The following is a 22,760-nucleotide window of genomic DNA, read 5'->3' as shown; positions in this document are numbered from 1 at the left end:
CTATGAAAAATGAACAAAAACAAAGTATTGCAGCAGAATTGAACGAAATCTGTAAAAAGGCTAGTCAATACAAAGTAGCTAAAAGACTGGGGATCTCTCCGGGAACCATTAGCCAGATCATCAACCACAAATGGGAAATGATCGCCGATGATATGTGGCGTAAACTGCAGGTTAATCTTCGTATCGACTTTGGATGGAACACTGCTGACACCAAAAACTTTAAGATGCTTCAGAACCTGATGAAAAATGCACAGGAACAAAGTATCAGCGTGGCTATATCTCACAACGCAGGTGCCGGAAAAAGTCATAGCTACAAATACTATGAACGTAGCATGGATAATGTCGTGTACCTGGAGTGTAAAAGCTATTGGACCCGAAAAATTTACCTGAAAAGCCTGTGCAAGGCCTCAGGGCTGGAAGATAAAGGAGCTGTGGATGAACTTGTTGAGCGTTTCATTACTCACTTAAGAAGCCTTCACAAGCCACTGGTAATCATTGATCAGCTAGACAAACTGAATGATGCCGCACTGGATTTATTTATGGATTTCTATAATGATCTGGACCGGTATTGTGGTTTCCTCGTTTCAGGTGTTCCTGCATTAAAAAAACGAATCCTGCGGGGTTGTCAGTTTGATAAAACAGGTTACAAGGAATTCTACTCCCGTATAGGAAAGACTTTTATCTACCTCGATGATGTAGCAGAAAAAGATGTCGCCATGATTTGCCTGGCTAATGGTGTCGATGACCAGGATTTCATCAACCATTCCTTTCATCTCTGTGAAGGTGATTTAAGAAAAATCAGACGCGAAATAGATAAATATTTTTTAATCCGTAAACGAATGGCCTGATATGAACACAAACGAAATCATTATAAAAAAAGCTAAAAACCTGACCGATCTGAGGAATCAGCGCTTCAAAACATTTGCTTTTGAAGCAGAATTTAAAGATAGTTTCGGCATCCCCGAAACCAATGGCACCTGGCTCATATGGGGTGATAGCGGTAATGGGAAAACCCGCTTTGCCCTTCAGTTAGCCAAATATCTGTGCCGCTTTGGCAAAGTGTTTTACAATACGCTTGAAGAAAGAAGCCGCTTAAGTTTCCGTCAGGCACTGGAAGACAACCATATGGAGGCCGTAGGTTCTAAGTTTGGTTTTGAAACAGAAGGTTATGAAGAACTCTGTGCCAGACTGTCAAGGAAAAGAAGTCCAAAGATCGTCATTATTGATAGTCTCCAGTACTTCAGGATTACAGTTAATCAATATATCAGTTTGCGTAATCAATTCCCAAAAGTGCTCTTTGTCTTTATCAGCCATGCCAAAGGCGATTTACCAAAAGGGGCAGTAGCAGATGAAATCCGTTACGATGCTGACATCAAAATCCTTGTGAAAAGCTTTACCGGTCAGGTAAGAAGCCGCTTCGGAGGAAATCATCCTTTCACAATCTGGGAAAAAGGGGTTAGAAATGCAGCATTAAAATTAACCTGACAACCATAACATAATATCATGAAAACACAAAGAGACTTTAAAACAGACACCCGCCCCATTCCTATCATCATCCAATCGGTTTGCAAAGCACTGGAAGTAAAACCGCGTAATGTAATCAGTAAAAACCGTAACCGGGAATATTCGGAGGCCAGGTTCATCATCTTTTACCTGTTAAAATATCACGCGCTTTTAACCCTCAAACAAATAGGTCCACTGATAGGCGGACGAAATTTCACGACTGTACATTATGGTCTGGAAACCTTCAAGGAACTCACAGAAAGCCGCGACCGCGCATTTCTGAGAAAAATAGAAAAAGTAAAAAAAGAACTGCCTGAACTAGTAATTATTAACACCTGAACTATGCATACTAAACTGGATAAAATGATTGCTTATTACGCAGGAAGCGAAGTAAAGATAATCAATGAACATCACCCTCATTTCCTGGCTATTGGTGAGGTTACCGGAGGCGAAGAAACAACAGCAGGCCCAGGCCTTAAGATTAAACGTTTTGATACGCAGGAGCAATTTTTTGTATATGACACACAACATTTAAGAATCACTAAAAGGAAATAAGATGGAAATAATGGCAATACACACCACAGACTTAAGTATTCATCAGTTAGAAACCCTACTTGCTGCACGTAAAAAGCAGGATGCAGCGGTACGAGCCAGAGCCAGGGTTCATTACGAAACAGAGCGCGACACTGACATTACAGACTTAATCAATGAAGCACTCGTTATACAGTCCGTGATTCAGCGCTTTAAGACAAAAGTTCATCAGATAATGGCCAAACAGGCACAAAAAACAGCCAGTTATGGTTTAATCCCGGCAACCAGCAAAGGTGGTTTCAGTTTAACCTCTAAAGCCGGAGATAAACGAATTACCAGGAGAAGGGATACCGATCCGGTATGGGATGAGCGAGCTGGTAAAGCCATAGGGCTCATCAAAGATTTTCTTGGAGATGCAGTTAAAAAACGTGATGTAAAACTATTTGAAATCCTGCTGAGTTTCCTGGAGCGTAATCAGAACGGAGACCTCGAATATGCCAAAGTCTTCAGTTTGATGCAGCACGAAAACAAATTTGATGATATCCGCTGGACAGAAGGCTTACATCTCTTAAGAGAGAGTTACAGCATTACCCTGAAAGGTTTTGCTTACGATTTTAAGGTGAAGAATGAAGCTGGAAAATGGGACCGGCTGGAATTGAACTTTTCCAGCCTTTAAATTTTATTCTTTTAATGAGTGAAAAAGTAGAAATACACTAGAAACCGACCTTTAAAACCAGAAATATGAAATAAAATAATTGAATAAATGAATTCAAAAAATATTCAAAATGCATTTTATCTGCCTTAAAAGCCAATTAAATTCTCTGTTTCACCAAAAAGCTCCATCAACCTGGGGCTTTTTTGTTGAATAACTTTTCCATCCTTCAGCCCCCTGTCTGATGTACTTTTGTAGAGATGGCAAAACAACAATTCAAACCCAGAAATCAAGCTGTTAAAATGTATTTTGAAGAGCTTGCAAAGCAAAAACCTGAATGGCGCCTGGATGCGCTGGAGGAAAAAACAGCGACCAAATTTTATATCAGTCCGCGTACAGTCAGGGCGATATTAAAAGGTGAAGGCAATTACGCTTCCTGATATCAACCAGTCTCCATGACAAGCCTGTTTTACAGCATCCCTCCTATGTTGCAAAACAGGCTTTCTTTTTTTAAAAGAACCAATCTTCGAATCCCTCTTCCATCAGTGTATTTTCTTCTGTAAAACGAGATTCTTTCACCCTGGCACGATCACTTTCAAAATAGCGTCTGGCTTCAGTCAGTGATCCTGCAATATCCTCTGCTTCGAGTAAATCATAGACCTCCGGAACGGAGCTTCCTGTTTCCTTTTCAGCGACCTGTAAAGGCTTATCTGCTGCCTCCCTTTTCACCTGCTTTAAAACTGAAGCTCTAACTGTGTTATTTGCCTGTTTTTTTTCGTTGTTTTTTAAGATCAAATCCTTCATATCAAATAGTTTATAAGCTCAAATCTCAACGAAAAATAAGGTTAAAAAAAAACGTCGATCAATGACTGTATCTATTTGATACAAAAATTGTTACAACAAAAACAATGACTGATTCCCGATTTTTTTAGCCTCAAAAAATGCTTCACCTTTGTCCTTATAAGTACGACAAAATAACAGATGCCGCACAAATTCTGCAAAGGTTTACCGACCTAAAAATTCATCTGCAAAATGCGAATGAATTCAAAACATCTGTGCATTCTGAACAATGTTTTGGTGCCATCATCTGTCATTAAAATAAAGTACTTCGAGATTAAGGGGAGCTGCTGACAGCCTCCGGTAAATAGGGTTAATTAAACAGGTTCAAAATGGCGGGAAGGCTTCGTGCCGCCCGCTTAACCCTACCCTGTTCAAATGGAAAAGATAAAAAAGAGATATGAAAGCATTACCACAAAAATTCAACTGGCTTGACAGTTTCAAATCTCCACTGATATGGATGGAGGCCCGCAAACATTACGGTCTGCTCGAGATCCCTGGAAAAGATAGTAATCCGGACATCTTAAAATGGGCTAAAGAAGTAGGTGTTTCGGGCTGGTACACCAATGATGATATTCCCTGGTGTGGCCTGTTTGTTGGAATCTGTGTTCAGCGGGCGGGATATCAAACCGTAGGTAGTAAACTACTGGCTGCCCTGGAATGGTCTAATTGGGGAGTCGGCATTAATCCTGGAAAAGAAGCATTCAATGACATCCTGGTATTCAAACGTCCCGGAGGCGGTCATGTTGGCTTTTACTGTGGTGAAAACGATCAGGCCTTCCTGGTATACGGAGGCAACCAGAGTAATGCAGTTGGCCTGGCATGGATAGACAAGGCCAGACTGGTAGCCTGCCGGAGACTGGCCTTTAAAAACAGACCGGAAACTGTAAAAAAAATAAGACTTACAACTACCGGAACATTCTCAGAAAATGAAGTTTAAAAATCACAAAGCCCTTGGAAAATATACAAGAAAGTCTGGAAAAAATCTCTTTAACAGAGATTGCCCAAACACCATTTGCTTATGCACTATATGTAATTACGCTGGTATTGGTGAGCGTAATTATGACCGAGCGATTTGATGCCAATACAGCAAAGGAAGATTGCTCAAAAAAGATTGAACAGCTTGAAAACATGGTCAAAGCAGAGCGGAAAGAAAAAGATGAGGTTTTCAATGCCTATTTAATAGAAAGATCAGCTAACCTCCAGATACAAAAGAAGGTAGACAGTACTGCTATCAGCAGGTATAAAAACAGATAAACCATCAATTAATAAAAAAATGAAGATAAACGGCTTACAACTGGCATTAACCATAGCAGTCATCCTGATCGCCTGGCTTGGTTTCAGACTATGGAAACAGGTAGACCTACCGAAACCAGCCATTGAAATTAAACCACTCGCATTGATTGATGAAGCTAAAACTGCGGCCAAAGTATTAGCCAGAGCAGTTGACCAAAAGGGTTATGCAGTTGTCACTATGGAAAGAAGAGCTGCTATTATAGGTGACGGCGACATTAGTAAATTACCAGTCAGCCAGTCAGTACTGGACAGTTTAAGGCTGGATAATCTGGATAAAACAAAAAAACTGCAACAGGCGTCTTTGGTGAATGCAGAATTAAAAACTACTGCCCTAAGAGCCACACGTATCATTGATAGCCTCCAGAACAAACACTATGTCTATCATGATGACTATTTAACAGCCAGTTTCAATCCTGATACGCTTGGTGGCACATTTGACATCAGCTACCAGATCAAATTATTACGTCAGGACTATAAGAAACGCAAGAACTGGTTTTCTCCTTATGTACAGTACACCGATATCCTGAGTCCGGACAAAAGGATTTCCATTAACGGAATGCAGTCATTAAGCATTGCCTCACCTAAACCTTCGCGTCTGGGATTGAGTTTAACCGCCGGCTATTACTATAATTTCTCAAAGGGACAGTTTTCACCTGCACTGGGCCTTGGCTTGTCTTACAACTTCATAGAATTTTAAACAATAATTAAACAGTCAACATGGCAAAACGAAACAAAGGAACTCCTGCCGACAAGGTAGAAGAGACATCGGAGGAGCTATTCGCTCTTCATCCTAAACTGGATGTCTATTACCAAACCAGTGACGGCAACCAGTTCTACCTGGAAAAATTTGCCCAAAATCATGCTCAGGGATTAAAAAACAAAACAATTCAAAAAACAATAAAGAACAACTAAATGAACGGTGTAAAATTCATCAGAGAAAACGGCGGGCTTGCGAGACAGCTTTCAGGCAACGACCACATTAGCGGACTTATCGTCTACGGCGAACCGGATGTAGAGAAAAAATTAGTTCTGAGCGTAAAAGAAGCAGATGCAATATCCGCTTCCAATCCAGTACTTTTTTATCATGTACAGGAGTTTTTCAGAATCAATGAAGGTGCCAAATTATACATCCAGGGTGTATTAAATACAGACGGCAAATTTACAGAGGTTAAAAACTTACAAAATTTTGCCGAAGGCAATATCAGACAATTAGCTGTTTGCGATTTCGAATCAGGTGCAAATACCCTAACAGCTTCGGTCGCAACATTACAGCAAATTGCGCTGGACCTGGGCAAAAGAAACATTCCTTTGAGTTTGTTACTTTCTGTAGGCATAAAGGCAATTGACATTCCGGCATTGCCAAACCTGCATCTGTTTAATGCGGATCGCGTCAGTGTAGTACTGGGTCAGGATGCTGGCGGGAAAGGTAAATTCTTAGCTCAGACAAACCCTTCGGTTTCTTGTATCGGAGCTGTATTAGGTTGTGTATCTAAAGCAAAAGTACAGGAATCAATCGCCTGGGTTGAAAAACAAAACCTGGTATCTACAGCCTATCCTAAGGCAGAAACCGATAACAAAGAAGTAGCCAGAGAATTAGATATCCTTGGTTTCGCAGATGGGTCAAAAATCGAAGATTATACTCCTTCACAACTGGATTCAATTCATGATAAAGGTTACCTGTTCGGTACTAAATATACCGGGATTACAGGTTCTTACTTAAACGATAGTTTCGCCGCAGAACCACTAACCAGTGATTTTGCCTTTATCGAGAATAACAGAACCATTGATAAGGCGATCAGAGAAGTTAACAGAGTCCTTTTACCTAAGGTTTCGGGCCCGGCATATGTTGATCCTGATACCGGAATGATACAAGCCACAACTGCATCAGCATTAGAATCTATCTGTGATGAGGCTTTAGACCAGATGGTCAGAGATGGTGAAGTTAGTGGTTATAAGGTATATATCAATCCTGCACAACAAATCCTGAAGACTTCAAATCTAGAGGTCGTATTAAAACTGGTTCCAGTAGGCACCTTAAGAGAAATAACAGTAAAAATTGGTTTAACACTTCAAAAGTAAAATAAAAATGGGAATCACATTAGAGCCATTAATTAACGGTAGAGAATACGGATGGGCAGATATCGTTGTCAATATTGACGCAGTACCGTTAACAGGTATCAGAGCCATCAAGTATGAGGAAGTCATGGAAAAAGAAAACATCTATGGCGCAGGCAGAAATCCAGTAAGCCGTGGTTATGGCCGGGTTTCAACCACAGCCTCTATCACCCTCCTGGCAGGAACTGTTTTCGCTTTAAAAGCGAAGGCACCCAAAGGTCAGTTGCATGGTATCTCACCATTCAGCATTACCGTAAACTATCAGCCAGAGGCAGGGCCATTGGTTACGCATGTCTTAAAAAACTGCGAATTCAAAAAGAACGCGTTTGACTGGAAAGAAGGCGATATGAGCAAAGAAGTCGAGTTAGAATTAATCCTTTCACACATCGTAAACAAGAGCATCTAATTATGGAAAACAATGAAAAACTGATCTGCGGCCTTACTGATGCTCAGATCCTGCAATTGAAAGAAAAACACGGTTTCTTAATCTTAGGAGAAGTACAGCAGGCTGGAACAACCTACCAGGCAGTATTCAAAGAACCAGATTTCAAGACGCTGGAAGCTACAGGTGCAGTTGGTGAGAAGAACGCCATTAAAGGTACAATTTCCTTGTTTGACAATTGCGTAGTTGCTTCAGATCCTGAGTTAAGTCAGCGCGACTTCTTAAAGTTAAAAGCAGTAGAATGCCTGGCGCAGCACATGAACTCTTTCAATGTTACCGTAAAAAACTTGTAGGCTCGCTTAATGGCGGGCCTGAACATAGCAAAACAGACACCGGAAGGTGGCAGGGCGATGCACTAATCCGCTCAAATTTCAGTGTCGATCCGGAAAGGCTCCAGTTAAGTGAATGGGCAAAATTACATGCCCAGGCACAATGGCTGGAGCGCTGGCGGCTCGAAAATCAGGCAGAATTATTTAAAGTGATGTTTGGAGCCTAGGGGTATTCGTCTCAAAGCCTTTACCCCGGCTTTCACATCAGCTATAACCCTGAATACAAAACAATTATCATATCAAAATAAACAAAACAATATTCCAACATGGCAGACGGCGGCATAATCTTTCCTATTAACTTCACTACCAATGGCGACCCTGTTTTTGAGAATATAAAAAAGGGTCTGAATACGATTGAACAGACAATTCAGAAAACGACTAAAGCTATGGTCGATTTCCAGGATTCTTTCTCCTTAACAAAACTCACCACTAACCTGAACACCGCTTCAGATTCATTTAAAACTCTTGGCAAAAGCTTTTCCGATGCTATGAAAGCTGGAAAAGATATATTGTCTGCAACCAGGATTCAATCCGGGCCGTTAAAAGCAGATGGTACTGCAGACATGCGCTTCAGGGTAAACCAGATTGCAGCACAAAGTCAGGGCATTACCGGTTATGTCGGTAATTCAGTTGACCGCCTGGGCCTTTTTGTAAATAAAATGGGTACAGTAACCAGCAATGTAGGCAATGTCATGGGCACTATGGGTCAGGTATCCGGCAGTATGGGCGAACTCTCTACCAATCTGGGTAGTACCATGGGTGACGTGGGTGACCTGATGGGTCGCCTGGGCACATCAATGGAAGGCATGGGTGGCGTAGCAGGAACAATAGGTCGTGTGGTGGGTAACGTCGGTGGTTCTATGACCAGTATTGGCGAGAACCTGGGTGGCGTTGGAGAAGTTATGGAGACTATACACAAAGGTATGGGTACCCTGGGCGGACTTGTAGATAATGTCGGAAAAGGCATGAATGGATTAGGTGGAGTAATCAGCACCATAGGTTCAGGGATAAAGAACATTATTCCGGCCTTAACCGGAGTTGGGACAGCTATAATGAGTATTCCAGGTATTGGATGGATTATTGCCGCTATTGTCGCCGTTGTTGTTGCAGTCAAATTATTGTGGGATAACTCCAGACGTTTCAGAGAGATTCTATTCAGCATCTGGGAGGTTGCCAAAGCAGTCTTTTACAATATCGGCCTATTTGTTTCCAGGTTATGGGAATTCGCACTTAAACCCATCATTGGATTTATCTGGGAATTATACAGCAGTGTATTCATCCAAATCTGGGAAACTGTCAAGGTTGTATGGAATGCAATTGGTAATGGATTACAGTGGTTATGGAACTCCGTACTCCTACCCATCGGACAAGCTATCGGTGATTTTTTCATCGGTACATTCAATATAGTCAGAGATGTGATTGTGAGTGTATGGACCACTATTAGTGATGGCATTCAGTGGCTTTGGGGAATATTCACATCATTCTTTAGTGGCATCTGGGATTTAATCAGCAATGTATTCGGCAGTATTCTAGGTTTCGCCAGTGGTGTCTGGAACTGGATCATAGGCACTTTCAGTTCTTTCGCAGGCTGGATCAAAGAGGTACTTATCGATCCAATCCGAAATGCGTTCAGTGGAATCTGGGACTGGATTACCGATTTATTTGACCGGATCATGAATAAAGTCATGAATCTGATCAAACCAATCAAAGAAATCTGGAACAAGATTTTCACAACTGACGGGATGAAAGATCTCAAAGTTGCAGCCCAGGAAGGCAGTAAAAAAGGAGGTGAAAGCTTTGATAGCGATCAAAGGAAAAAAGAGGAGGAAAAGAAAGGTGAAGGAAAGAAAACCGGCACTAAAGATATGCCTCTGGCTACAGGTTTTGCACTTCCAAAAACACCGGGAATGCCCGCGTTGAGTCCTATTGGTGGTGTTGCTGCGACACAAGTGATGAATACACAGACATCGGGTAAAACAACAAACTCGACTCAAAACGTAGGAAATCTGAACATTACCAAACTTGTCGAAAACCTGAATATCTATAATCAAAATGGTACAACCATGAGTAAAGAAACTATAACCACCCTGGTTAAAGAAGCCCTACTTACCGCTGTAGCAGATTTCTCACTTGTAAAAGCACAATAAAATGGAGAGCCCTATTCAATTACCCAATACACAACAACTCGCAGTGGGTACTGCACAAAACCTGCTATTTCGTTTCAGTCAGGCCAAACCTTTCAGAGTCAAAGACCAGGATAAGCCCGACTTCAAATCAGTAGAAGAATTAACAGGTACTTCCTGGATTACTTCCCTGGAATTGAAACACCATGATGCCGAAATTGGCAGTTTCGTTTTCGAAGAATGTATCATCACTGTCAACCTGGAGAAAAACATCATTTCTACAGCTTTACAAGGCAGGGATGGGACCATCAAGGAGTATGTAGCACAGGGAGATTATACTATTGGTATCGCAGCCGGAATCACTAACTACAAAGAAGGTGATTTAAGTGCCGCTTCTAAAGCATATCCTACAGACCAGATAAAAAGGCTAAATAAATTTCTGAAAATTAAAGAGTCCCTCACCGTAACCAGTGATTTTTTAGCCTACTTCGGAATCAACTCGGCAGTCATTCAAAAATTTTCGCTGACCCAGGAAACACACAGTAACCGTCAGAGTATTTCAATTACCATGTTATCTGATACTACTTATGAAATCCTATTAAAAGAAAAGCAAGATGTTAAGACTGTGCAGTAAAATCACCATCACTCAGATTACAGGAGAAAAATTGAGCTGGGAATTTAATTCACTGGTGAATTGTACTATCGTAAGTGATGTGAGTAATTTAACCGACACCTGCGAAATAGAGCTTCCCAAAAAAATCAAATGGCAGATCAACAAAGATACCTACAGTGGATTACCTATCAAAAGAGGGGATAAAATCAGTATCAGGTTAGGTTATGATGATGACCTGAAGCTACGTTTTTCGGGGATCATCAAAAATATCGACACTAAAAATCCTGTAAAATTAACCTGTGAAGATGACATGTTTCAGCTTAAACAGCAAAAACCTATTGAAAAAGGCTTCAAATCAGCCCTGCTCAAAGAAGTCATGAACCATATCATGAAAGATACAGGTATTAATTTTCAGCTCGTCGATGACACATTAAAGATTGGTGATTACCGCGTATCCAAGAACACTATTTCTGAAGAACTGCAGGAAATAAAGGAAAAATGTAAACTGAATATTTACTTCCGCAAAATTAACGGAGAAAACATTCTCTATGCAGGTTTGAAGTATCCTCTTGACAACCGCAGCAAGGTAAGGTTTGCATCGGGAAAAACCATTATTACAGAAAGCTTCGAATATCGTGACAGGTCAAATGTAAAAGCAAAAGTTGTTGCAGTCTCCTTCAATAAGAAACACAAAGAAATACGAGTCGAGTTAGGTGATAAAGATGGAAAAGACATTATTAAACTGAGGATTGACGGACTGGAGGAGGAAGATCTGACCAAGTATGCACAGCAATCTCTGGATACTTATAAAGAAGACGGATTGAAAGGCAGTTTCGAGGCTTTTGGAGAGCCCCTGGTCAATCCTTGTGATATGATTGAGATCTACCCCACAGATGGCCCGGCAGGCACCTACCTGATTAAAAAGAATGAGGTCAAATTCGGGATCAGCGGCTATCGTCAAAAAATCGAATTGGGCCCACAGATTAATATGAATAAAACAGGAGCGTAATCTATGAAAGAATTAATACAGGCACTTGCACAGACCGGTGACGAAATATATACTAAAATCTGCCAGGTAATTGCAGTTGACGATCAGGAAATGACCTGTGATGTAAAGCCAATAGATGGCGGTGCAGAGATTTTCGGAGTTTATCTGCAGGCTGATAGTGATCACGGAGGTTTTCTTCTTCTTCCTAAAAAAGACAGCCTGGTTGCCGTGGTTTTTATCAACAAGGAGACAGCTGTTATAGCCAATACAGGTGAGATCACCGCTGCCAGCTTTCAAGTCGAAAAAACCAGGTTTGAAATGACCCCAGAAGGTTTCCTGCTTCAAAAGGAACAGGAAACCTTAAAAAAGCTGATGCTTGATTTATTTGCGGCCATTAAAGCAATGACTTTCACAACCAATATGGGACCAACCATCAAATTAATCAACGAAGCCCAGTTCACCTCTATTGAAAACCGATTTAAAAGCTTTTTAAAATGAGTTTAAACCAGCAAAGATTAAAGCAGAAAATTAAAGACGCCATCAAGGCTGAGCAAAGCGAAGAACAAGATGCAAATACCTCTTTAGACAGAATTTCAGATGCCATAGCTCAGGCCGTGATTACCGAGATCAAGTCGCTAAAGTTGAATTACATCAGCGGTTTGGTCAGTCCTAACGGCCCTGTAACAGGAACTATAAACATGACAATAGAATAAAAATGAAAGACATTCTAATTAAAGATGATGATGCATTAATCGTCAGAGGTGACTTCTATGTTGAAGAATCTGATGCCCAGCAGGTAGAGTTGATTTTAAAAAGCAAACAGGGAGAATGGAAAGAAGCTCCGCAGGTAGGAATCGATATCAGCAGGGCGCAAAACGGAGCTATAGACCGCTCTTTATACCGTGACATCCGTGTACAGCTTGAGGCTGACGGATTTTCAGTCAAAGAACTGGATATCAATGAAGATGGAGTAAATCTAAACGGAGCATATGAAACAGTATAAAATTTACGAACAGCAGACCTGGTGGGATATTTCTGTACATGTATATGGTACTGCCATTTATGCTATTGACCTGGCTGTATTTAATAACTCCAGTCATACGGAGGATCTGCAGGCTGGCACGCTGATTTCCCTGCCAGATTACAACCCCGACAGGCTGGTATTGATCAGCATGAAAAACATCCCCTCTACCGGATTCAGCAAGACCGGAGAAGGAACAATTAACAGACCCGAGGGTATAGACTATTGGGCAATCAGTTACGATTTTATAGTAAGCTAATTATGGCAAGAGACATAGAACAAATACAAGCAGAAATTATTCGGGCAAAAGAGACCAATTCCGAATTGGATGTACTCAACAGTACAAGTAGTGTAGCCATCTGGCGGTTGATAACATTTGTTATTGCTTATGCCATCTACACACTCGAAAAACTGTTTGACCTTCACAAAGCAGAAACAGATACCAAAATATCGTTATTAAAACCACATACCGCACGTTGGTACCGAGAAAAAACACTGGCTTTTCAATATGGTTCTCCACTGGTTAAGGATACTGATTATTATAACAATACCGGTATGCCTGCAGATTTAATTGAAAATAGTAAAATTATTAAATATGCTGCAGTAACTGAAGCAGAAGCAGACAGCCGCCTGATTGTAAAAATCGCCACTGAAATTGCCGGAAGTTTAAAACCAATTACTGCTGCACAAAAAGGAAGTTTCGAAAGCTACCTGGCAGAGATCAGGGATGCTGGAGTACGAACCTCCGTAATCAACTTTTTACCAGACAAGCTTTATTTAAAGATGCGGATTTACCGCGATCCCCTATTACTGGATGCCGATGGAAGTAGTATTGCCTTGGGAGGCAAACCTGTAGAAGAAGCAATAAAGCAATATTTAAAAGAAATGCCCTTTAACGGAGAACTGATTCTGGCTCATCTGGTAGATAAGCTGCAATTGATCCCGGGCGTAGAGATCCCTCATGTTGACAGTGCACAAAGCAGCTGGATTGATGCAAATACACAAAATTATGGTACACCACAAGAAATTAATGTCCGCCAGATACCAGTTTCAGGATATTTCGAAATCGTAGACTTTAACGGATTAAGTTATGTGGTATAAAATAGATTTCAAAAAGCTTGCAGTCTTATTACTGCCAACTTTCCTCAGGAAAAATCTTATCACAGGTTATATCCAGGCGTTGGTTACCCCTATCTCCATGCTATATCAGCTTTGGTATATCAAGCGGGAAGACAACCTCTATAAACTAGATCATAACGGACAGGTTTGTTATCTGAGAAAAGTTCTTAACGACCTGTTTGATGCAGAACTAAGAAGGATTTTCATCGATGACGGTAACCGGTTTAAACGGACTTATCTCTATACAATGGCCGAAAACCAGCCTCATTACCTGGGCAGCTTATACTTACAGCCCAGCACCAGTTTCGCCGATACAGGCACCGATTTTAAGGTCATGATCCCATCCGAACTCAATACCCAAACCAATCATTACCAGTTAATCGCATTGGTTGATTTTTACAAACTAGCAAGTAAACGATATACAATAGAAACCATATGAACAATATAGATTTTCAACAAACCGGCGGGTTTCCACTAGAAACCGACACTTTAAACTTCATGCAGGAGACTTATAAGAGCCTGCAGGGACTCGCAGCCCTGGCTGGTGATAACTACATTCTTTCCGGCTGTACAGTATCTGGCAGTTCGGTATCTGATGGCTATGTTGTCATTAATGGCGAGGTAATAGCATTCCGTGGTGGCTTATCACAAAGTAATTTAATTATCCGTGAAGACAAGCAGACCAGATCGTTTGAGAACGGACAAACCAGAGATGTATTTTTCACCCGTTACGTCACTTTCGGTACTGGAACAGCTGCCATTCCATTTTCTTCTCTGATGAGATTAAAACCGCTTTCCCTGTTCAGAAACCTGCCCAATCAGAGCAGCTCCGCCATTGATCTGGACGATGAAAACACATTAGCGACTTCCAGGGCAGTAAAGCTATTGAATGATAAAGTCGAGACTAAATTACCCGCGGGGTGCATCCTGATCTGGAGTGGCTCAATTACGACAATCCCGTCAGGTTTTGCCTTATGTGACGGACAGTCCGGAAGACCAGACCTGAGAGACCGCTTTGTACTTGGCGCCGGCAGTTCTTATTATGTAGGTCAGCTGGGTGGTGAAAAAGATCACAGGTTAACCCAGGACGAAATGCCTAAACACCGACATGGCCCATCCTCCCCTATGGGTAAAGGAGACGGTTTAGCTGGCAGAGGCGGGCTAGCTGTTTCCAGGATATGGGGAGATAAAGATGGTGATTATAGTAACAATTTAACTGATGACAGAGGTGGAGATCAGCCACACAATAATATGCCTCCATATTTCGCAATGGCTTATATTATTAAACTTTAATCATGTCTAAACAATCCATAAACACCATTAAAAACTGGTTCAAAACTGGTTTAAAGCCATCACAGCTGCAATTCTGGGATACCTGGGACAGTTTCTGGCACAAAGACCAGACTATCCCCTCCTCCGCTATTGAAAACCTGGATAACCGTTTCCAGGAGAAGGCTGATCAGGAAGCTTTTACTGGTCACCTGACCGATGAAAATGCGCATAAACAACTTTTTTCAGCTAAAGCTGATCGGAACCATCAGCATCAGATTGGTGATATCAGCCAGCTTACTGAAAAACTATTTAGTAAGCAGGATCTACTTAAGCAAGGGACTGGAATTCAAATAAGTGCAGATAATACAATCTCGGCAGTAACAAGTGGCCAGATTTCATTTGGTTCCTTTCAGATATTCAAAGCCCAGGGGAATATTGAAGACCAGCTACAGGTAAATGACTGGGTTAGGGGTTTTATAAGTCCGGGCAAAATGGTGACTGCCAAATACAGTGGTGGAGAACTCAGTAGTGAGGCCAGTTATACCATACTCGAACAAATTGAATTGTAGACTAAAAACAAATATTATGTCATATACAAATGAACAATTAACAGAACTCGTTAATGAACCCGGGTTCTTGTATCCGCAAAGCCTTAAGCTGGCTCTAAAGAAATTTATTACAGCCAGATTCCACGGAGGAAACAGGAACCAATTAACAAGTTTCAAAAAACTAACAATTACAACAGATGAAAATTAGATTAATATTGGCCCTGTTTTTTGCCCTGACAACAACAATTTGCCATGCACAAACACAAACATTCCCTGGGCAGGTGAAAATTAAAAATGTTCCTCTGGGAAGTAAAAATGATAGTTTAATGGTTCTGGGATCAGATGGGACAGTTCGTCGTTTCCCTCAGTCCGAATTTAAAAGTGGTGTAATTTCTGTCAATGGTAAGCTTGGGGCAGTATTGCTAAATAGTGGTGATCTAAATTTAGATAATGTAGATAACACAAATGATTCCAACAAGCCTGTAAGTACAGCACAAGCCGCAGCCATTAATGCAAAAGTACAAAACAACTTAACGCCAAGCACTACGGTCGCTCCAAGTGCTACAGCAGTTAACACTGCTTTAAGTAATAAAGGAGATCTGCAAACAGCCAATACTTGGTTTAGTAGCAATACTTTTTATGGGACTAACACCTTTAGCAATTCCACTTTTACCAATACTACATACGTTCGTGCTCTGTTGTATGCGACTGATTTTCGGTGTGCAAATGCTATTAGCGCAAACGGAGTTCAGTTACCTATATTAAATCACAATAACGTTCCAAATCCTTATGTAAGTGCAAATTATTATACGACGTTGACTAATGCTGCAAATAATGTTACAGCCGTTGGTTTACCGCAGGCCTCCACTCTTACAGGACGCATTTTTGTTATTAAAAGAACGAATAGCGATAGTGTGTATAACACGATTATTGAACCTTATGACTCTGAATTAATTGACGGACTTTCAACATATAGTTTTAATAATGCCAATGGGGCGGTAACTATTCAGTCAACTGGTACAACTTGGATAATAATAGGAAAATATTAAAATAACCGTCGCCGATTTCTGATTATTTTCTCAGGACAAAAAATAATGCAAAAGCACACCAGTAATCAACGATGTAAGGCAAAATCTTCGTGCAGCAGATAACACAAAAACCTACTCATTAAGGATGCTGAATCTCATCTGATTGAACATTATTTACAGAGGGTAACAATCGGCCTTTTAATACAATTCCCCATTTCCTTACATATGCTTACACCACGAAATTATAATTATGGCAAAACAATCTTTAAATACTATTAAAGCCTGGTTCAAAACGGGATTAAAACCTACTCAACAGCAATTCTGGGATACCTGGGATAGTTTCTGGCATAAAGACCAGACTATCCCCTCTTCAGCCATAGAAAATCTGGATAACCGTTTTCAGGAGAAAGCCGATCAGGAAGCTTTTACTGGTCATCTGACCGATGGAAATGCACATCACAATCTTTTCTCCTCGAAAGCAGATTTAAATCATACCCATCCGATCAGTCAGATTGATGGCTTACAACAGCTATTGAATATCAAGGCAAACAGAGAGGATATAACGATAGCGTTAGAAAATTACGATGCTGCTTTAAAGGCAGGTGTCCCGGAAGATGGTGATACTTTCATGAAGCTTTACGAGAAAATTGCTGATAGTTTCAAAGAAATAACCGTTGCCAATATAGCAGCCAGAGATGCATTTAATATCACAACATTACCGATGAACCTATTTGTTATCGATGATGGGGATGGACGCTGGGCGTTATACAAAGCAACAACAAAAGGAACAAACGCGACCTATCTTAAAATCAGTGACCCCGATTTATTGAATGCTGCTATGTCTGCCAGTCAGATTAAAGCAGCTTATGAAAGTAATCCAGATACAAATGCCTTTACCGATCCTTTATTGGCAAAACTCAACAAACTGCAGGACACTGCAATTGCCAGTGATCCTGAGACACAAATCAGTGATGTTGTAACAGAAGACAATAAAGTAATAAGCAGGTTAAAATTGTTTAACTGGTGGACCTGGATCAAATCACAGTCACAGATTATAACAGTCCGCTGGTCCTTTAGCTCTGGTATTACCCTGCGCGCAGGAATATTAACTCCGGATTTACAAGACGGCGCTATAGAAAGAGACGAAAATGGAACACTTTGGAGTACTGAAAGGGGGGTAAGAAATAGGTTATTGAGCGTAAATTCTGTAAATGATCTTCCTGAATTAGTGCCTGGAGAAGGAAGCTTCTTATACGTTTCAAGAGATAAATGTATTTATTACTCGGATGGTATCCGCTGGAATGTATTAGTACGCTCTTCGGTACCAACAGGCGGAAACCCTACAAACCTGATTAAAACAATCAGACAGGTCACAACTGATGAGTACGCTGCTTTACCTGCAACAGAAAAAGATGCAAATACCTTATATATTTCAAAAGGATCACCTTATAATGTGATTACTATCCCTCCTCCTGTCGGCCCTGTAATCATTGATATTGGAGATATCGACTTATCAGATAAACAAACCATTGAGTATTGCAGATTATATGGTTGTCCTGCTAATTATTCCTTACCGAATGATAAATTCTTTCAAATATCTGAATGGCATCAAGATATAGCTCAAGATGTTATAGTTCAGATATTCCATCTTAATAAAGATAATACGGAAACAAAGGTTTCAGAATATATAGGAAGAGGCGTAACCAATTGGTACCTGGGCGAACAAAGTGGAACAAAGATAATAAAATACATTCTCAACCCACTAGGAGTTAAGAAAATGAAAATTGGGTTCGAAATATATTATCTTCTTGTTACACCTAAATTTTCCAATTTCGAGATCAATAAGGACTTCATTAATTCATTTAAAAACCTGCAATATCTATATTTCGCACAGTATAACATCATTGAAGTAAACAAAGGCCTTTTGGATTGTACTGCTCTCAAAGACTTAATCGAAATCAGATCTTACATAACATATAATCCTTCTTTCATTCCTACAGTTAACGGCAACACGTACTTAAGGCAAATTTCTTTACACCCAGAAGCAAAGATTCAATATTTTGAAATTACTTTCTTGGGCTCTCTTTCGGACAACTATAACGATACTCTTTTTCAGTGGTGGGCAAAATTCTCAACAATTCCAGAAAATTTATCAGATACGACCAATATAAAACTGGCCTATTCAAATGTCGCATCATCAGAACTGGATCGTTTGTTAATTGAATTAGATAAGGCTGGCAGATATAATGGCAGAATTGAAATTACCAACAATCAAAACTGGAATGGATCAGAGCTAGAAATGGTCAATAGAACATCTGTTTCCAATGCAGCCAAAGTTGCTTTACTCCAAAAAGGATGGGCTATTATCATACCAGAATAAGCCTTTAATCCAGATGTCCAAAAAATCAATTTTGTTTAGACTATAAATCAATTAATACGCTCAACACAAATGGCAAAACAATCTTTAAACACCATTAAAACCTGGTTCAAAACCGGATTTAAACCAACTCAACAACAATTTTGGGATACCTGGGACTCCTTCTGGCATAAAGACGAAATCATCCCTGCTTCAAAAATTGAGAATCTGGATATTCGCTTTGATGAAAAAGCGGATGCAGATGCCTTAAGTAGCCACATTAAAGACCTTTCAGCTCACGGGCTCGATCAGAAAGCAGGTCTCGGCGCAAAAAATGTTTTTTCAGAAGATAATATCTTTGAAAAAAACATCAGCGTTGCCAAGGCAAAAACTGATACCGGTATTGACTTCAATCTGGATCTGAATGATAAAGTTGCCCGCCCTGGGTTTGCCGGCAGGTTAAACTATGGAATTGACGATGGAACTTTATCACTGAGCACTATCCCCCCCGACCAGGGACCTGACGAACAGCCTCTATATAAGGGCGTACAATTCATGATCAATAATGCCGGCGACATGGCTTTGTCCGGGAGTCTGAGCACCAATGAGATTCTATTGAATACGACTGATAATTTTCACCAGGTCATTAAACCAGCAACGGAGATTACTGCCAATACAGAATTGTTCCTTCCGGCATCAGGTGGTACACTGGCAAGAACTGAAGATATACCAGTACTCACAGCCGGTACCAATATTAATTTAACAGGTACTTATCCCGATATCACAATTAACGCAACAGGTGGGGGTTCGGGGGCATCTGTAATACCTGTAACTTATGAAGAGCTGAAGGATTTACACTATACCAAAACATTAGTTCCCGGACAGGATTATCTGATCACAGATTTCCAAAGTACATTTGTTTACGCTGCGCATACTATAGTACCTCCTACCGAGTGGCAACCCGCCCGAGAAACACTTTATTTTGGATCAGAATCTTATTCTGGTGAAATCGAGCCATTGATTGTTACCGCGATTAGCCCAACAGAAGTCCATTCTGTTGCGAAATCAACGGTATATATTGACGACACGATCATTTACACAATGCAGAACCTCTATGCCGGTTTATGGGCTTCTACCAAAGGAACAATACTCAGAAGGACAGATGTTCCTAATAACAATACAGCCAATTTTGATTATAGAGTAACCCTATATAAAACAAATGACGGTGAACCGCAACTGGCTCTAATTATGTATAAGAACTGTACTATTAATGCTGTGGGTGAGTATAATCAGTTGATGCCAGTCATTATAAAAGACATGAGAGATGCTACAATAAAAGCATTTAGAGGCTACATTGTTAGAACGCTAAATAATTCAATCCTGGATATGGGCTACGGGCAGATTGTTTCCCAAAATCTTTCCATTTACAACTGTTATATTAAAGGAAATATAATCTATCTTGATTTGAATCTTCAGGCATGGGGAAACAATCTTATGGGGATATACGCAAAAGTATATGGGAATTCCTATTCAGTTGATAATGAAATGCTGATCAGCAAACTTGCAGATAAGCGCGGTACTTTAAACATCGTATCTGGCAGTGATGGTCTTCTTTACTTACAGAACATCGATCCAAAAGGCATTACTCTGACACTACTGACGGAAGCAACTACCTAATAGATGTGATCTCAAGCTAAAAACTGTTCCATACCCAATAAAAAATGGCAAAGCAACCTTTAAATACGATAAAGAACTGGTTTAAAACTGGTTTAAAACCGACACAACAACAATTTCTGGATACCTGGGATTCTTTATGGCATAAAGATAATGTAATCCCGGCAGGCAACATTGAAAATCTGGACATCCGTTTCGATGAAAAAGCAGATTCAGAAGCATTACAAAGTCATATCCTGGATCTCACAGCTCATGGTGCTGAGCAGAAAGCAAACCTGCACACAAAAAATTTTTTCAGTACTGAAAATATCTTTAAGAAGGACATCAGAACCGAAAGGGTTAAGACGGATACAGGTATTGATTTTAATCTGGATCTTAATGATAGACCTGCGGGCAAAGGATTTACTGAAAGATTAATCTACAATATTGAAAACGGATCTTTATTCCTAAATACCACCCCTCCTGATCAGTCTGCTGACCTACCAGATAGATATTTATATACCGGTACACAGTTGACCTTAAACAATTCGGGTGATATGGATATCAGTGGAAGCTTAAGCTCTACTGCAATAAAAATAAACGCTGGAAATGATCTGCACCAGGTAATCAGACCAGCTACTACAATTTCAAGCGACACAGAATTTGTGCTGCCCGAATTCAACGGTATTCTTGCTAAAACTGACGACCTCCCAGTGATCAGAGCCGGGGAGAATATTAGTTTAACTGGTGTCTATCCCAATATAAAAGTTAATGTAAAGACTACAGGGACCGGTTCGCCATTAATCAATGTTACTTATGAAGAACTGAATTCGATTATTGAAAAAAAGACACTGATACCGGGACAAAAATATCTGATCACAGATTTCCAAAGTACTATGGTTTATGGTGATCTGAAAATTCAACCAGGTGTTACAGGCTCCGACGAATATTTATATGTCGGATCGGAAGTATATTCAGGGGATATAGAGCCTCTGATAGTCACTGCCATCGCAACTAATTCATTAGATCAGGTTGCCCTATCTACCACTTATCCTACCGATGAGTTAATTTATACAATACGGAATTTTAACAATGGAATACTGGCCTCAACAAAGGGGACTATCCTGAGAAGGACCGATCATGCTTTAAATAATACGGCAAATTTTGATTACCGGATAACGATGTACACTACGAATGGAAAAGATCCTCAGAAAGCATTGAACTTAATATCAAACTGTACGATCAATGCATCAGGATATTACGGTTCAATAATGCCTGTTGCCATTGGCTCAATGAAAAATTCCACTCTAATATCTTTTAATGGAGATATTATGGCTGTTTTACACGACTCAACATTAGAAATGAATTATGGACGGATTCATTCCAGCACAATCGAAGTACATTTTTGTGAGATAAAAGGACAATTAATGAGCATCGAGAGAAATTATAAGGGGATCCCCTTTGTACTGCAGGGTATTTTTGCCGACATAGTTGATCCGAATGATTTTCTGTCTAATGAAACTGCTTTTCCAGTGTTAGCGAATAAAACTGCAGCCACTTATATTATAGAGGGAGGAATCAACGATTACGGTTTGTTTGAACTACACTATGGTCCGGAAGGTGTTAGCGCTACTAAACTTACCCGGGTATGATTTTTAACGTTGCTACTACAGCTTCCAGCTTGTCTTTACAAAGACAGGCTGATCTGACTCCCTTGCTGAGTGCTCATGGAATAGATTACCATTTTTATTCAGGTGCAATAACTGCATTAAGATATGACGGCTTATATAACACAGCCAAACAAATTATCAGAGCACATATCAATGATAATTATGTCATTTTTGCCGAGGATGATCTGGTATTGACCAGAGAATTTAGTCAAGCTTATCTGAAAACCTGTATCGATCAGGCTTCTATCTTAAAACTGGATGTTCTGGCCACCGGGGCCTGGTTAAGTTATGAAGAAGTTCCTGTCGCTGAAAACCTGCTAAAAATCGGGGGGTTCCGTGGCACCCAGCTAACGGTGATCTTTAAATCTGCTTACCAGGCATTACTCGATGCTCCAGTCTATAATCATTTCGAAGACACCATCAGTAAGTATCAGCCAAAATTACAAATCGGGCTGACTTTCCCATTTCTCAGTAAACAGCGGGAAGACATTCCTTCTATGATTGTAGAAAAAAATCACAACTATCTTTTCCATGAGAATGAAGATAAAATCAGCGTCCGTTTGGGATTGAAAAATCAGGTGCAAATAAAAAAACGGCACCTTTCGTTTTAATAATTAAGACTTTTCGTTTTGGGGCTCCTAATCAAATTCCTTAACCTGAAATA

General features: G+C 40.3%; 31 protein-coding genes. 30 read left to right on the top strand and 1 reads right to left on the bottom strand.

Annotated features, from left to right (window positions below):
* The first annotated feature begins 2 nt into the window (after positions 1–2).
* From HDF25_RS06245 to HDF25_RS06220, 6 genes are all read left to right on the top strand, one after another.
* Positions 3–848, top strand: a complete 846-nt coding sequence (locus HDF25_RS06245; protein ID WP_184623875.1) for an AAA family ATPase — start codon at positions 3–5, stop codon at positions 846–848.
* Between the two features lies 1 nt (position 849).
* Positions 850–1,485, top strand: a complete 636-nt coding sequence (locus HDF25_RS06240; RefSeq protein WP_184623874.1) for an ATP-binding protein — start codon at positions 850–852, stop codon at positions 1,483–1,485.
* Positions 1,486–1,503: 18 nt separating this feature from the next.
* Entirely contained in the window at positions 1,504–1,842 is a 339-nt protein-coding gene (locus HDF25_RS06235; RefSeq protein ID WP_184623873.1) for a helix-turn-helix domain-containing protein, read from the top strand.
* A gap of 3 nt (positions 1,843–1,845) precedes the next feature.
* Positions 1,846–2,058 (top strand): hypothetical protein, encoded by a 213-nt coding sequence (locus HDF25_RS06230; protein ID WP_184623872.1) that lies wholly within the window; start codon positions 1,846–1,848, stop codon positions 2,056–2,058.
* 10 nt (positions 2,059–2,068) lie between these two features.
* On the top strand, positions 2,069–2,710 hold the full coding sequence (locus HDF25_RS06225; RefSeq protein ID WP_184623871.1) for a DUF3164 family protein: 642 nt from the start codon (positions 2,069–2,071) through the stop codon (positions 2,708–2,710).
* 236 nt (positions 2,711–2,946) lie between these two features.
* Complete coding sequence (locus HDF25_RS06220) at positions 2,947–3,126, top strand: hypothetical protein (protein ID WP_184623870.1); 180 nt, start codon at positions 2,947–2,949, stop codon at positions 3,124–3,126.
* A gap of 70 nt (positions 3,127–3,196) precedes the next feature.
* Here HDF25_RS06220 and HDF25_RS06215 read toward each other — a convergent pair whose 3' ends face one another.
* On the bottom strand, positions 3,197–3,490 hold the full coding sequence (locus tag HDF25_RS06215; RefSeq protein WP_184623869.1) for a hypothetical protein: 294 nt from the start codon (positions 3,488–3,490) through the stop codon (positions 3,197–3,199).
* Between the two features lie 433 nt (positions 3,491–3,923).
* On the opposite strand from HDF25_RS06215, the gene HDF25_RS06210 reads away from it, so the two are divergent.
* The 24 genes from HDF25_RS06210 (at position 3,924) to HDF25_RS06095 (ending at position 22,707) form a co-directional block, all read left to right on the top strand.
* Positions 3,924–4,463, top strand: a complete 540-nt coding sequence (locus tag HDF25_RS06210) for a TIGR02594 family protein (protein ID WP_184623868.1) — start codon at positions 3,924–3,926, stop codon at positions 4,461–4,463.
* A 14-nt stretch (positions 4,464–4,477) separates the two neighbouring features.
* Positions 4,478–4,780 (top strand): hypothetical protein, encoded by a 303-nt coding sequence (locus HDF25_RS06205; RefSeq protein ID WP_184623867.1) that lies wholly within the window; start codon positions 4,478–4,480, stop codon positions 4,778–4,780.
* Between the two features lie 19 nt (positions 4,781–4,799).
* Positions 4,800–5,516: a hypothetical protein gene (locus HDF25_RS06200; protein WP_184623866.1), complete on the top strand. Its 717-nt coding sequence runs from the start codon at positions 4,800–4,802 to the stop codon at positions 5,514–5,516.
* Between the two features lie 20 nt (positions 5,517–5,536).
* Entirely contained in the window at positions 5,537–5,731 is a 195-nt protein-coding gene (locus HDF25_RS06195) for a hypothetical protein (RefSeq protein WP_184623865.1), read from the top strand.
* Positions 5,732–6,898, top strand: coding sequence for a DUF2586 family protein (locus HDF25_RS06190; RefSeq protein WP_184623864.1), 1,167 nt, complete (start codon positions 5,732–5,734; stop codon positions 6,896–6,898).
* Positions 6,899–6,905: 7 nt separating this feature from the next.
* Complete coding sequence (locus HDF25_RS06185; protein WP_184623863.1) at positions 6,906–7,340, top strand: hypothetical protein; 435 nt, start codon at positions 6,906–6,908, stop codon at positions 7,338–7,340.
* A 2-nt stretch (positions 7,341–7,342) separates the two neighbouring features.
* Positions 7,343–7,669, top strand: coding sequence for a hypothetical protein (locus tag HDF25_RS06180; RefSeq protein WP_184623862.1), 327 nt, complete (start codon positions 7,343–7,345; stop codon positions 7,667–7,669).
* On the top strand, positions 7,618–7,872 hold the full coding sequence (locus HDF25_RS06175; RefSeq protein ID WP_184623861.1) for a hypothetical protein: 255 nt from the start codon (positions 7,618–7,620) through the stop codon (positions 7,870–7,872). The genes HDF25_RS06180 and HDF25_RS06175 overlap by 52 nt, the downstream gene beginning before the upstream one ends.
* A 99-nt stretch (positions 7,873–7,971) precedes the next feature.
* The gene (locus HDF25_RS06170; RefSeq protein WP_184623860.1) at positions 7,972–9,852 is read left to right on the top strand and encodes a hypothetical protein; all 1,881 of its coding nucleotides are present in this window, start codon (positions 7,972–7,974) and stop codon (positions 9,850–9,852) included.
* Position 9,853: 1 nt separating this feature from the next.
* On the top strand, positions 9,854–10,462 hold the full coding sequence (locus HDF25_RS06165; protein ID WP_184623859.1) for a DUF6046 domain-containing protein: 609 nt from the start codon (positions 9,854–9,856) through the stop codon (positions 10,460–10,462).
* Positions 10,443–11,450 carry a hypothetical protein gene (locus HDF25_RS06160; protein WP_184623858.1) on the top strand — a complete coding sequence of 336 codons (1,008 nt, stop codon included), beginning with the start codon at positions 10,443–10,445 and terminating at the stop codon, positions 11,448–11,450. Before HDF25_RS06165 ends, HDF25_RS06160 begins: the two co-directional genes overlap by 20 nt.
* 3 nt (positions 11,451–11,453) lie before the next feature.
* Positions 11,454–11,927, top strand: a complete 474-nt coding sequence (locus HDF25_RS06155; RefSeq protein ID WP_184623856.1) for a hypothetical protein — start codon at positions 11,454–11,456, stop codon at positions 11,925–11,927.
* Positions 11,924–12,142, top strand: coding sequence for a hypothetical protein (locus HDF25_RS06150; protein ID WP_184623854.1), 219 nt, complete (start codon positions 11,924–11,926; stop codon positions 12,140–12,142). The genes HDF25_RS06155 and HDF25_RS06150 overlap by 4 nt, the downstream gene beginning before the upstream one ends.
* Positions 12,143–12,144: 2 nt before the next feature.
* Positions 12,145–12,432: a hypothetical protein gene (locus tag HDF25_RS06145; protein WP_184623852.1), complete on the top strand. Its 288-nt coding sequence runs from the start codon at positions 12,145–12,147 to the stop codon at positions 12,430–12,432.
* Entirely contained in the window at positions 12,419–12,709 is a 291-nt protein-coding gene (locus HDF25_RS06140) for a hypothetical protein (RefSeq protein ID WP_184623850.1), read from the top strand. Before HDF25_RS06145 ends, HDF25_RS06140 begins: the two co-directional genes overlap by 14 nt.
* Before the next feature lie 2 nt (positions 12,710–12,711).
* Positions 12,712–13,551 carry a nucleotidyltransferase gene (locus HDF25_RS06135; protein ID WP_184623848.1) on the top strand — a complete coding sequence of 280 codons (840 nt, stop codon included), beginning with the start codon at positions 12,712–12,714 and terminating at the stop codon, positions 13,549–13,551.
* Positions 13,541–14,008, top strand: a complete 468-nt coding sequence (locus tag HDF25_RS06130) for a hypothetical protein (RefSeq protein ID WP_184623846.1) — start codon at positions 13,541–13,543, stop codon at positions 14,006–14,008. The genes HDF25_RS06135 and HDF25_RS06130 overlap by 11 nt, the downstream gene beginning before the upstream one ends.
* The gene (locus HDF25_RS06125; RefSeq protein ID WP_184623844.1) at positions 14,005–14,862 is read left to right on the top strand and encodes a hypothetical protein; all 858 of its coding nucleotides are present in this window, start codon (positions 14,005–14,007) and stop codon (positions 14,860–14,862) included. Before HDF25_RS06130 ends, HDF25_RS06125 begins: the two co-directional genes overlap by 4 nt.
* Before the next feature lie 2 nt (positions 14,863–14,864).
* The gene (locus HDF25_RS06120; RefSeq protein ID WP_184623842.1) at positions 14,865–15,410 is read left to right on the top strand and encodes a hypothetical protein; all 546 of its coding nucleotides are present in this window, start codon (positions 14,865–14,867) and stop codon (positions 15,408–15,410) included.
* 176 nt (positions 15,411–15,586) lie between these two features.
* Positions 15,587–16,438 (top strand): hypothetical protein, encoded by an 852-nt coding sequence (locus tag HDF25_RS06115; RefSeq protein ID WP_184623840.1) that lies wholly within the window; start codon positions 15,587–15,589, stop codon positions 16,436–16,438.
* Positions 16,439–16,667: 229 nt separating this feature from the next.
* Positions 16,668–18,797, top strand: coding sequence for a hypothetical protein (locus HDF25_RS06110; RefSeq protein ID WP_184623838.1), 2,130 nt, complete (start codon positions 16,668–16,670; stop codon positions 18,795–18,797).
* A gap of 69 nt (positions 18,798–18,866) precedes the next feature.
* Positions 18,867–20,450: a hypothetical protein gene (locus HDF25_RS06105; protein WP_184623836.1), complete on the top strand. Its 1,584-nt coding sequence runs from the start codon at positions 18,867–18,869 to the stop codon at positions 20,448–20,450.
* 44 nt (positions 20,451–20,494) lie between these two features.
* Positions 20,495–22,078 (top strand): hypothetical protein, encoded by a 1,584-nt coding sequence (locus HDF25_RS06100; protein WP_184623834.1) that lies wholly within the window; start codon positions 20,495–20,497, stop codon positions 22,076–22,078.
* Complete coding sequence (locus tag HDF25_RS06095; protein WP_184623832.1) at positions 22,075–22,707, top strand: hypothetical protein; 633 nt, start codon at positions 22,075–22,077, stop codon at positions 22,705–22,707. The genes HDF25_RS06100 and HDF25_RS06095 overlap by 4 nt, the downstream gene beginning before the upstream one ends.
* Positions 22,708–22,760: the final 53 nt, after the last annotated feature.

This window comes from Pedobacter cryoconitis, assembly GCF_014207135.1.
In the GTDB taxonomy this organism is placed as follows: domain Bacteria; phylum Bacteroidota; class Bacteroidia; order Sphingobacteriales; family Sphingobacteriaceae; genus Pedobacter; species Pedobacter cryoconitis_D.
Note: the sequence above shows the minus strand (reverse complement) of the source record. Positions and strands in the feature narration are given on the sequence as shown.

What these genes read in the sequence shown, in the direction of transcription:
- HDF25_RS06245 (WP_184623875.1), top strand. Translation starts at nt 3, where the DNA reads ATGAAAAATGAACAAAAACAAAGTATTGCAGCAGAATTGAACGAAATC.
- HDF25_RS06240 (WP_184623874.1), top strand. Translation starts at nt 850, where the DNA reads ATGAACACAAACGAAATCATTATAAAAAAAGCTAAAAACCTGACCGAT.
- HDF25_RS06235 (WP_184623873.1), top strand. Translation starts at nt 1,504, where the DNA reads ATGAAAACACAAAGAGACTTTAAAACAGACACCCGCCCCATTCCTATC.
- HDF25_RS06230 (WP_184623872.1), top strand. Translation starts at nt 1,846, where the DNA reads ATGCATACTAAACTGGATAAAATGATTGCTTATTACGCAGGAAGCGAA.
- HDF25_RS06225 (WP_184623871.1), top strand. Translation starts at nt 2,069, where the DNA reads ATGGCAATACACACCACAGACTTAAGTATTCATCAGTTAGAAACCCTA.
- HDF25_RS06220 (WP_184623870.1), top strand. Translation starts at nt 2,947, where the DNA reads ATGGCAAAACAACAATTCAAACCCAGAAATCAAGCTGTTAAAATGTAT.
- HDF25_RS06215 (WP_184623869.1), bottom strand. Translation starts at nt 3,490, where the DNA reads ATGAAGGATTTGATCTTAAAAAACAACGAAAAAAAACAGGCAAATAAC.
- HDF25_RS06210 (WP_184623868.1), top strand. Translation starts at nt 3,924, where the DNA reads ATGAAAGCATTACCACAAAAATTCAACTGGCTTGACAGTTTCAAATCT.
- HDF25_RS06200 (WP_184623866.1), top strand. Translation starts at nt 4,800, where the DNA reads ATGAAGATAAACGGCTTACAACTGGCATTAACCATAGCAGTCATCCTG.
- HDF25_RS06195 (WP_184623865.1), top strand. Translation starts at nt 5,537, where the DNA reads ATGGCAAAACGAAACAAAGGAACTCCTGCCGACAAGGTAGAAGAGACA.
- HDF25_RS06190 (WP_184623864.1), top strand. Translation starts at nt 5,732, where the DNA reads ATGAACGGTGTAAAATTCATCAGAGAAAACGGCGGGCTTGCGAGACAG.
- HDF25_RS06185 (WP_184623863.1), top strand. Translation starts at nt 6,906, where the DNA reads ATGGGAATCACATTAGAGCCATTAATTAACGGTAGAGAATACGGATGG.
- HDF25_RS06180 (WP_184623862.1), top strand. Translation starts at nt 7,343, where the DNA reads ATGGAAAACAATGAAAAACTGATCTGCGGCCTTACTGATGCTCAGATC.
- HDF25_RS06175 (WP_184623861.1), top strand. Translation starts at nt 7,618, where the DNA reads ATGCCTGGCGCAGCACATGAACTCTTTCAATGTTACCGTAAAAAACTT.
- HDF25_RS06170 (WP_184623860.1), top strand. Translation starts at nt 7,972, where the DNA reads ATGGCAGACGGCGGCATAATCTTTCCTATTAACTTCACTACCAATGGC.
- HDF25_RS06165 (WP_184623859.1), top strand. Translation starts at nt 9,854, where the DNA reads ATGGAGAGCCCTATTCAATTACCCAATACACAACAACTCGCAGTGGGT.
- HDF25_RS06160 (WP_184623858.1), top strand. Translation starts at nt 10,443, where the DNA reads ATGTTAAGACTGTGCAGTAAAATCACCATCACTCAGATTACAGGAGAA.
- HDF25_RS06155 (WP_184623856.1), top strand. Translation starts at nt 11,454, where the DNA reads ATGAAAGAATTAATACAGGCACTTGCACAGACCGGTGACGAAATATAT.
- HDF25_RS06150 (WP_184623854.1), top strand. Translation starts at nt 11,924, where the DNA reads ATGAGTTTAAACCAGCAAAGATTAAAGCAGAAAATTAAAGACGCCATC.
- HDF25_RS06145 (WP_184623852.1), top strand. Translation starts at nt 12,145, where the DNA reads ATGAAAGACATTCTAATTAAAGATGATGATGCATTAATCGTCAGAGGT.
- HDF25_RS06140 (WP_184623850.1), top strand. Translation starts at nt 12,419, where the DNA reads ATGAAACAGTATAAAATTTACGAACAGCAGACCTGGTGGGATATTTCT.
- HDF25_RS06135 (WP_184623848.1), top strand. Translation starts at nt 12,712, where the DNA reads ATGGCAAGAGACATAGAACAAATACAAGCAGAAATTATTCGGGCAAAA.
- HDF25_RS06130 (WP_184623846.1), top strand. Translation starts at nt 13,541, where the DNA reads ATGTGGTATAAAATAGATTTCAAAAAGCTTGCAGTCTTATTACTGCCA.
- HDF25_RS06125 (WP_184623844.1), top strand. Translation starts at nt 14,005, where the DNA reads ATGAACAATATAGATTTTCAACAAACCGGCGGGTTTCCACTAGAAACC.
- HDF25_RS06120 (WP_184623842.1), top strand. Translation starts at nt 14,865, where the DNA reads ATGTCTAAACAATCCATAAACACCATTAAAAACTGGTTCAAAACTGGT.
- HDF25_RS06115 (WP_184623840.1), top strand. Translation starts at nt 15,587, where the DNA reads ATGAAAATTAGATTAATATTGGCCCTGTTTTTTGCCCTGACAACAACA.
- HDF25_RS06110 (WP_184623838.1), top strand. Translation starts at nt 16,668, where the DNA reads ATGGCAAAACAATCTTTAAATACTATTAAAGCCTGGTTCAAAACGGGA.
- HDF25_RS06105 (WP_184623836.1), top strand. Translation starts at nt 18,867, where the DNA reads ATGGCAAAACAATCTTTAAACACCATTAAAACCTGGTTCAAAACCGGA.
- HDF25_RS06100 (WP_184623834.1), top strand. Translation starts at nt 20,495, where the DNA reads ATGGCAAAGCAACCTTTAAATACGATAAAGAACTGGTTTAAAACTGGT.
- HDF25_RS06095 (WP_184623832.1), top strand. Translation starts at nt 22,075, where the DNA reads ATGATTTTTAACGTTGCTACTACAGCTTCCAGCTTGTCTTTACAAAGA.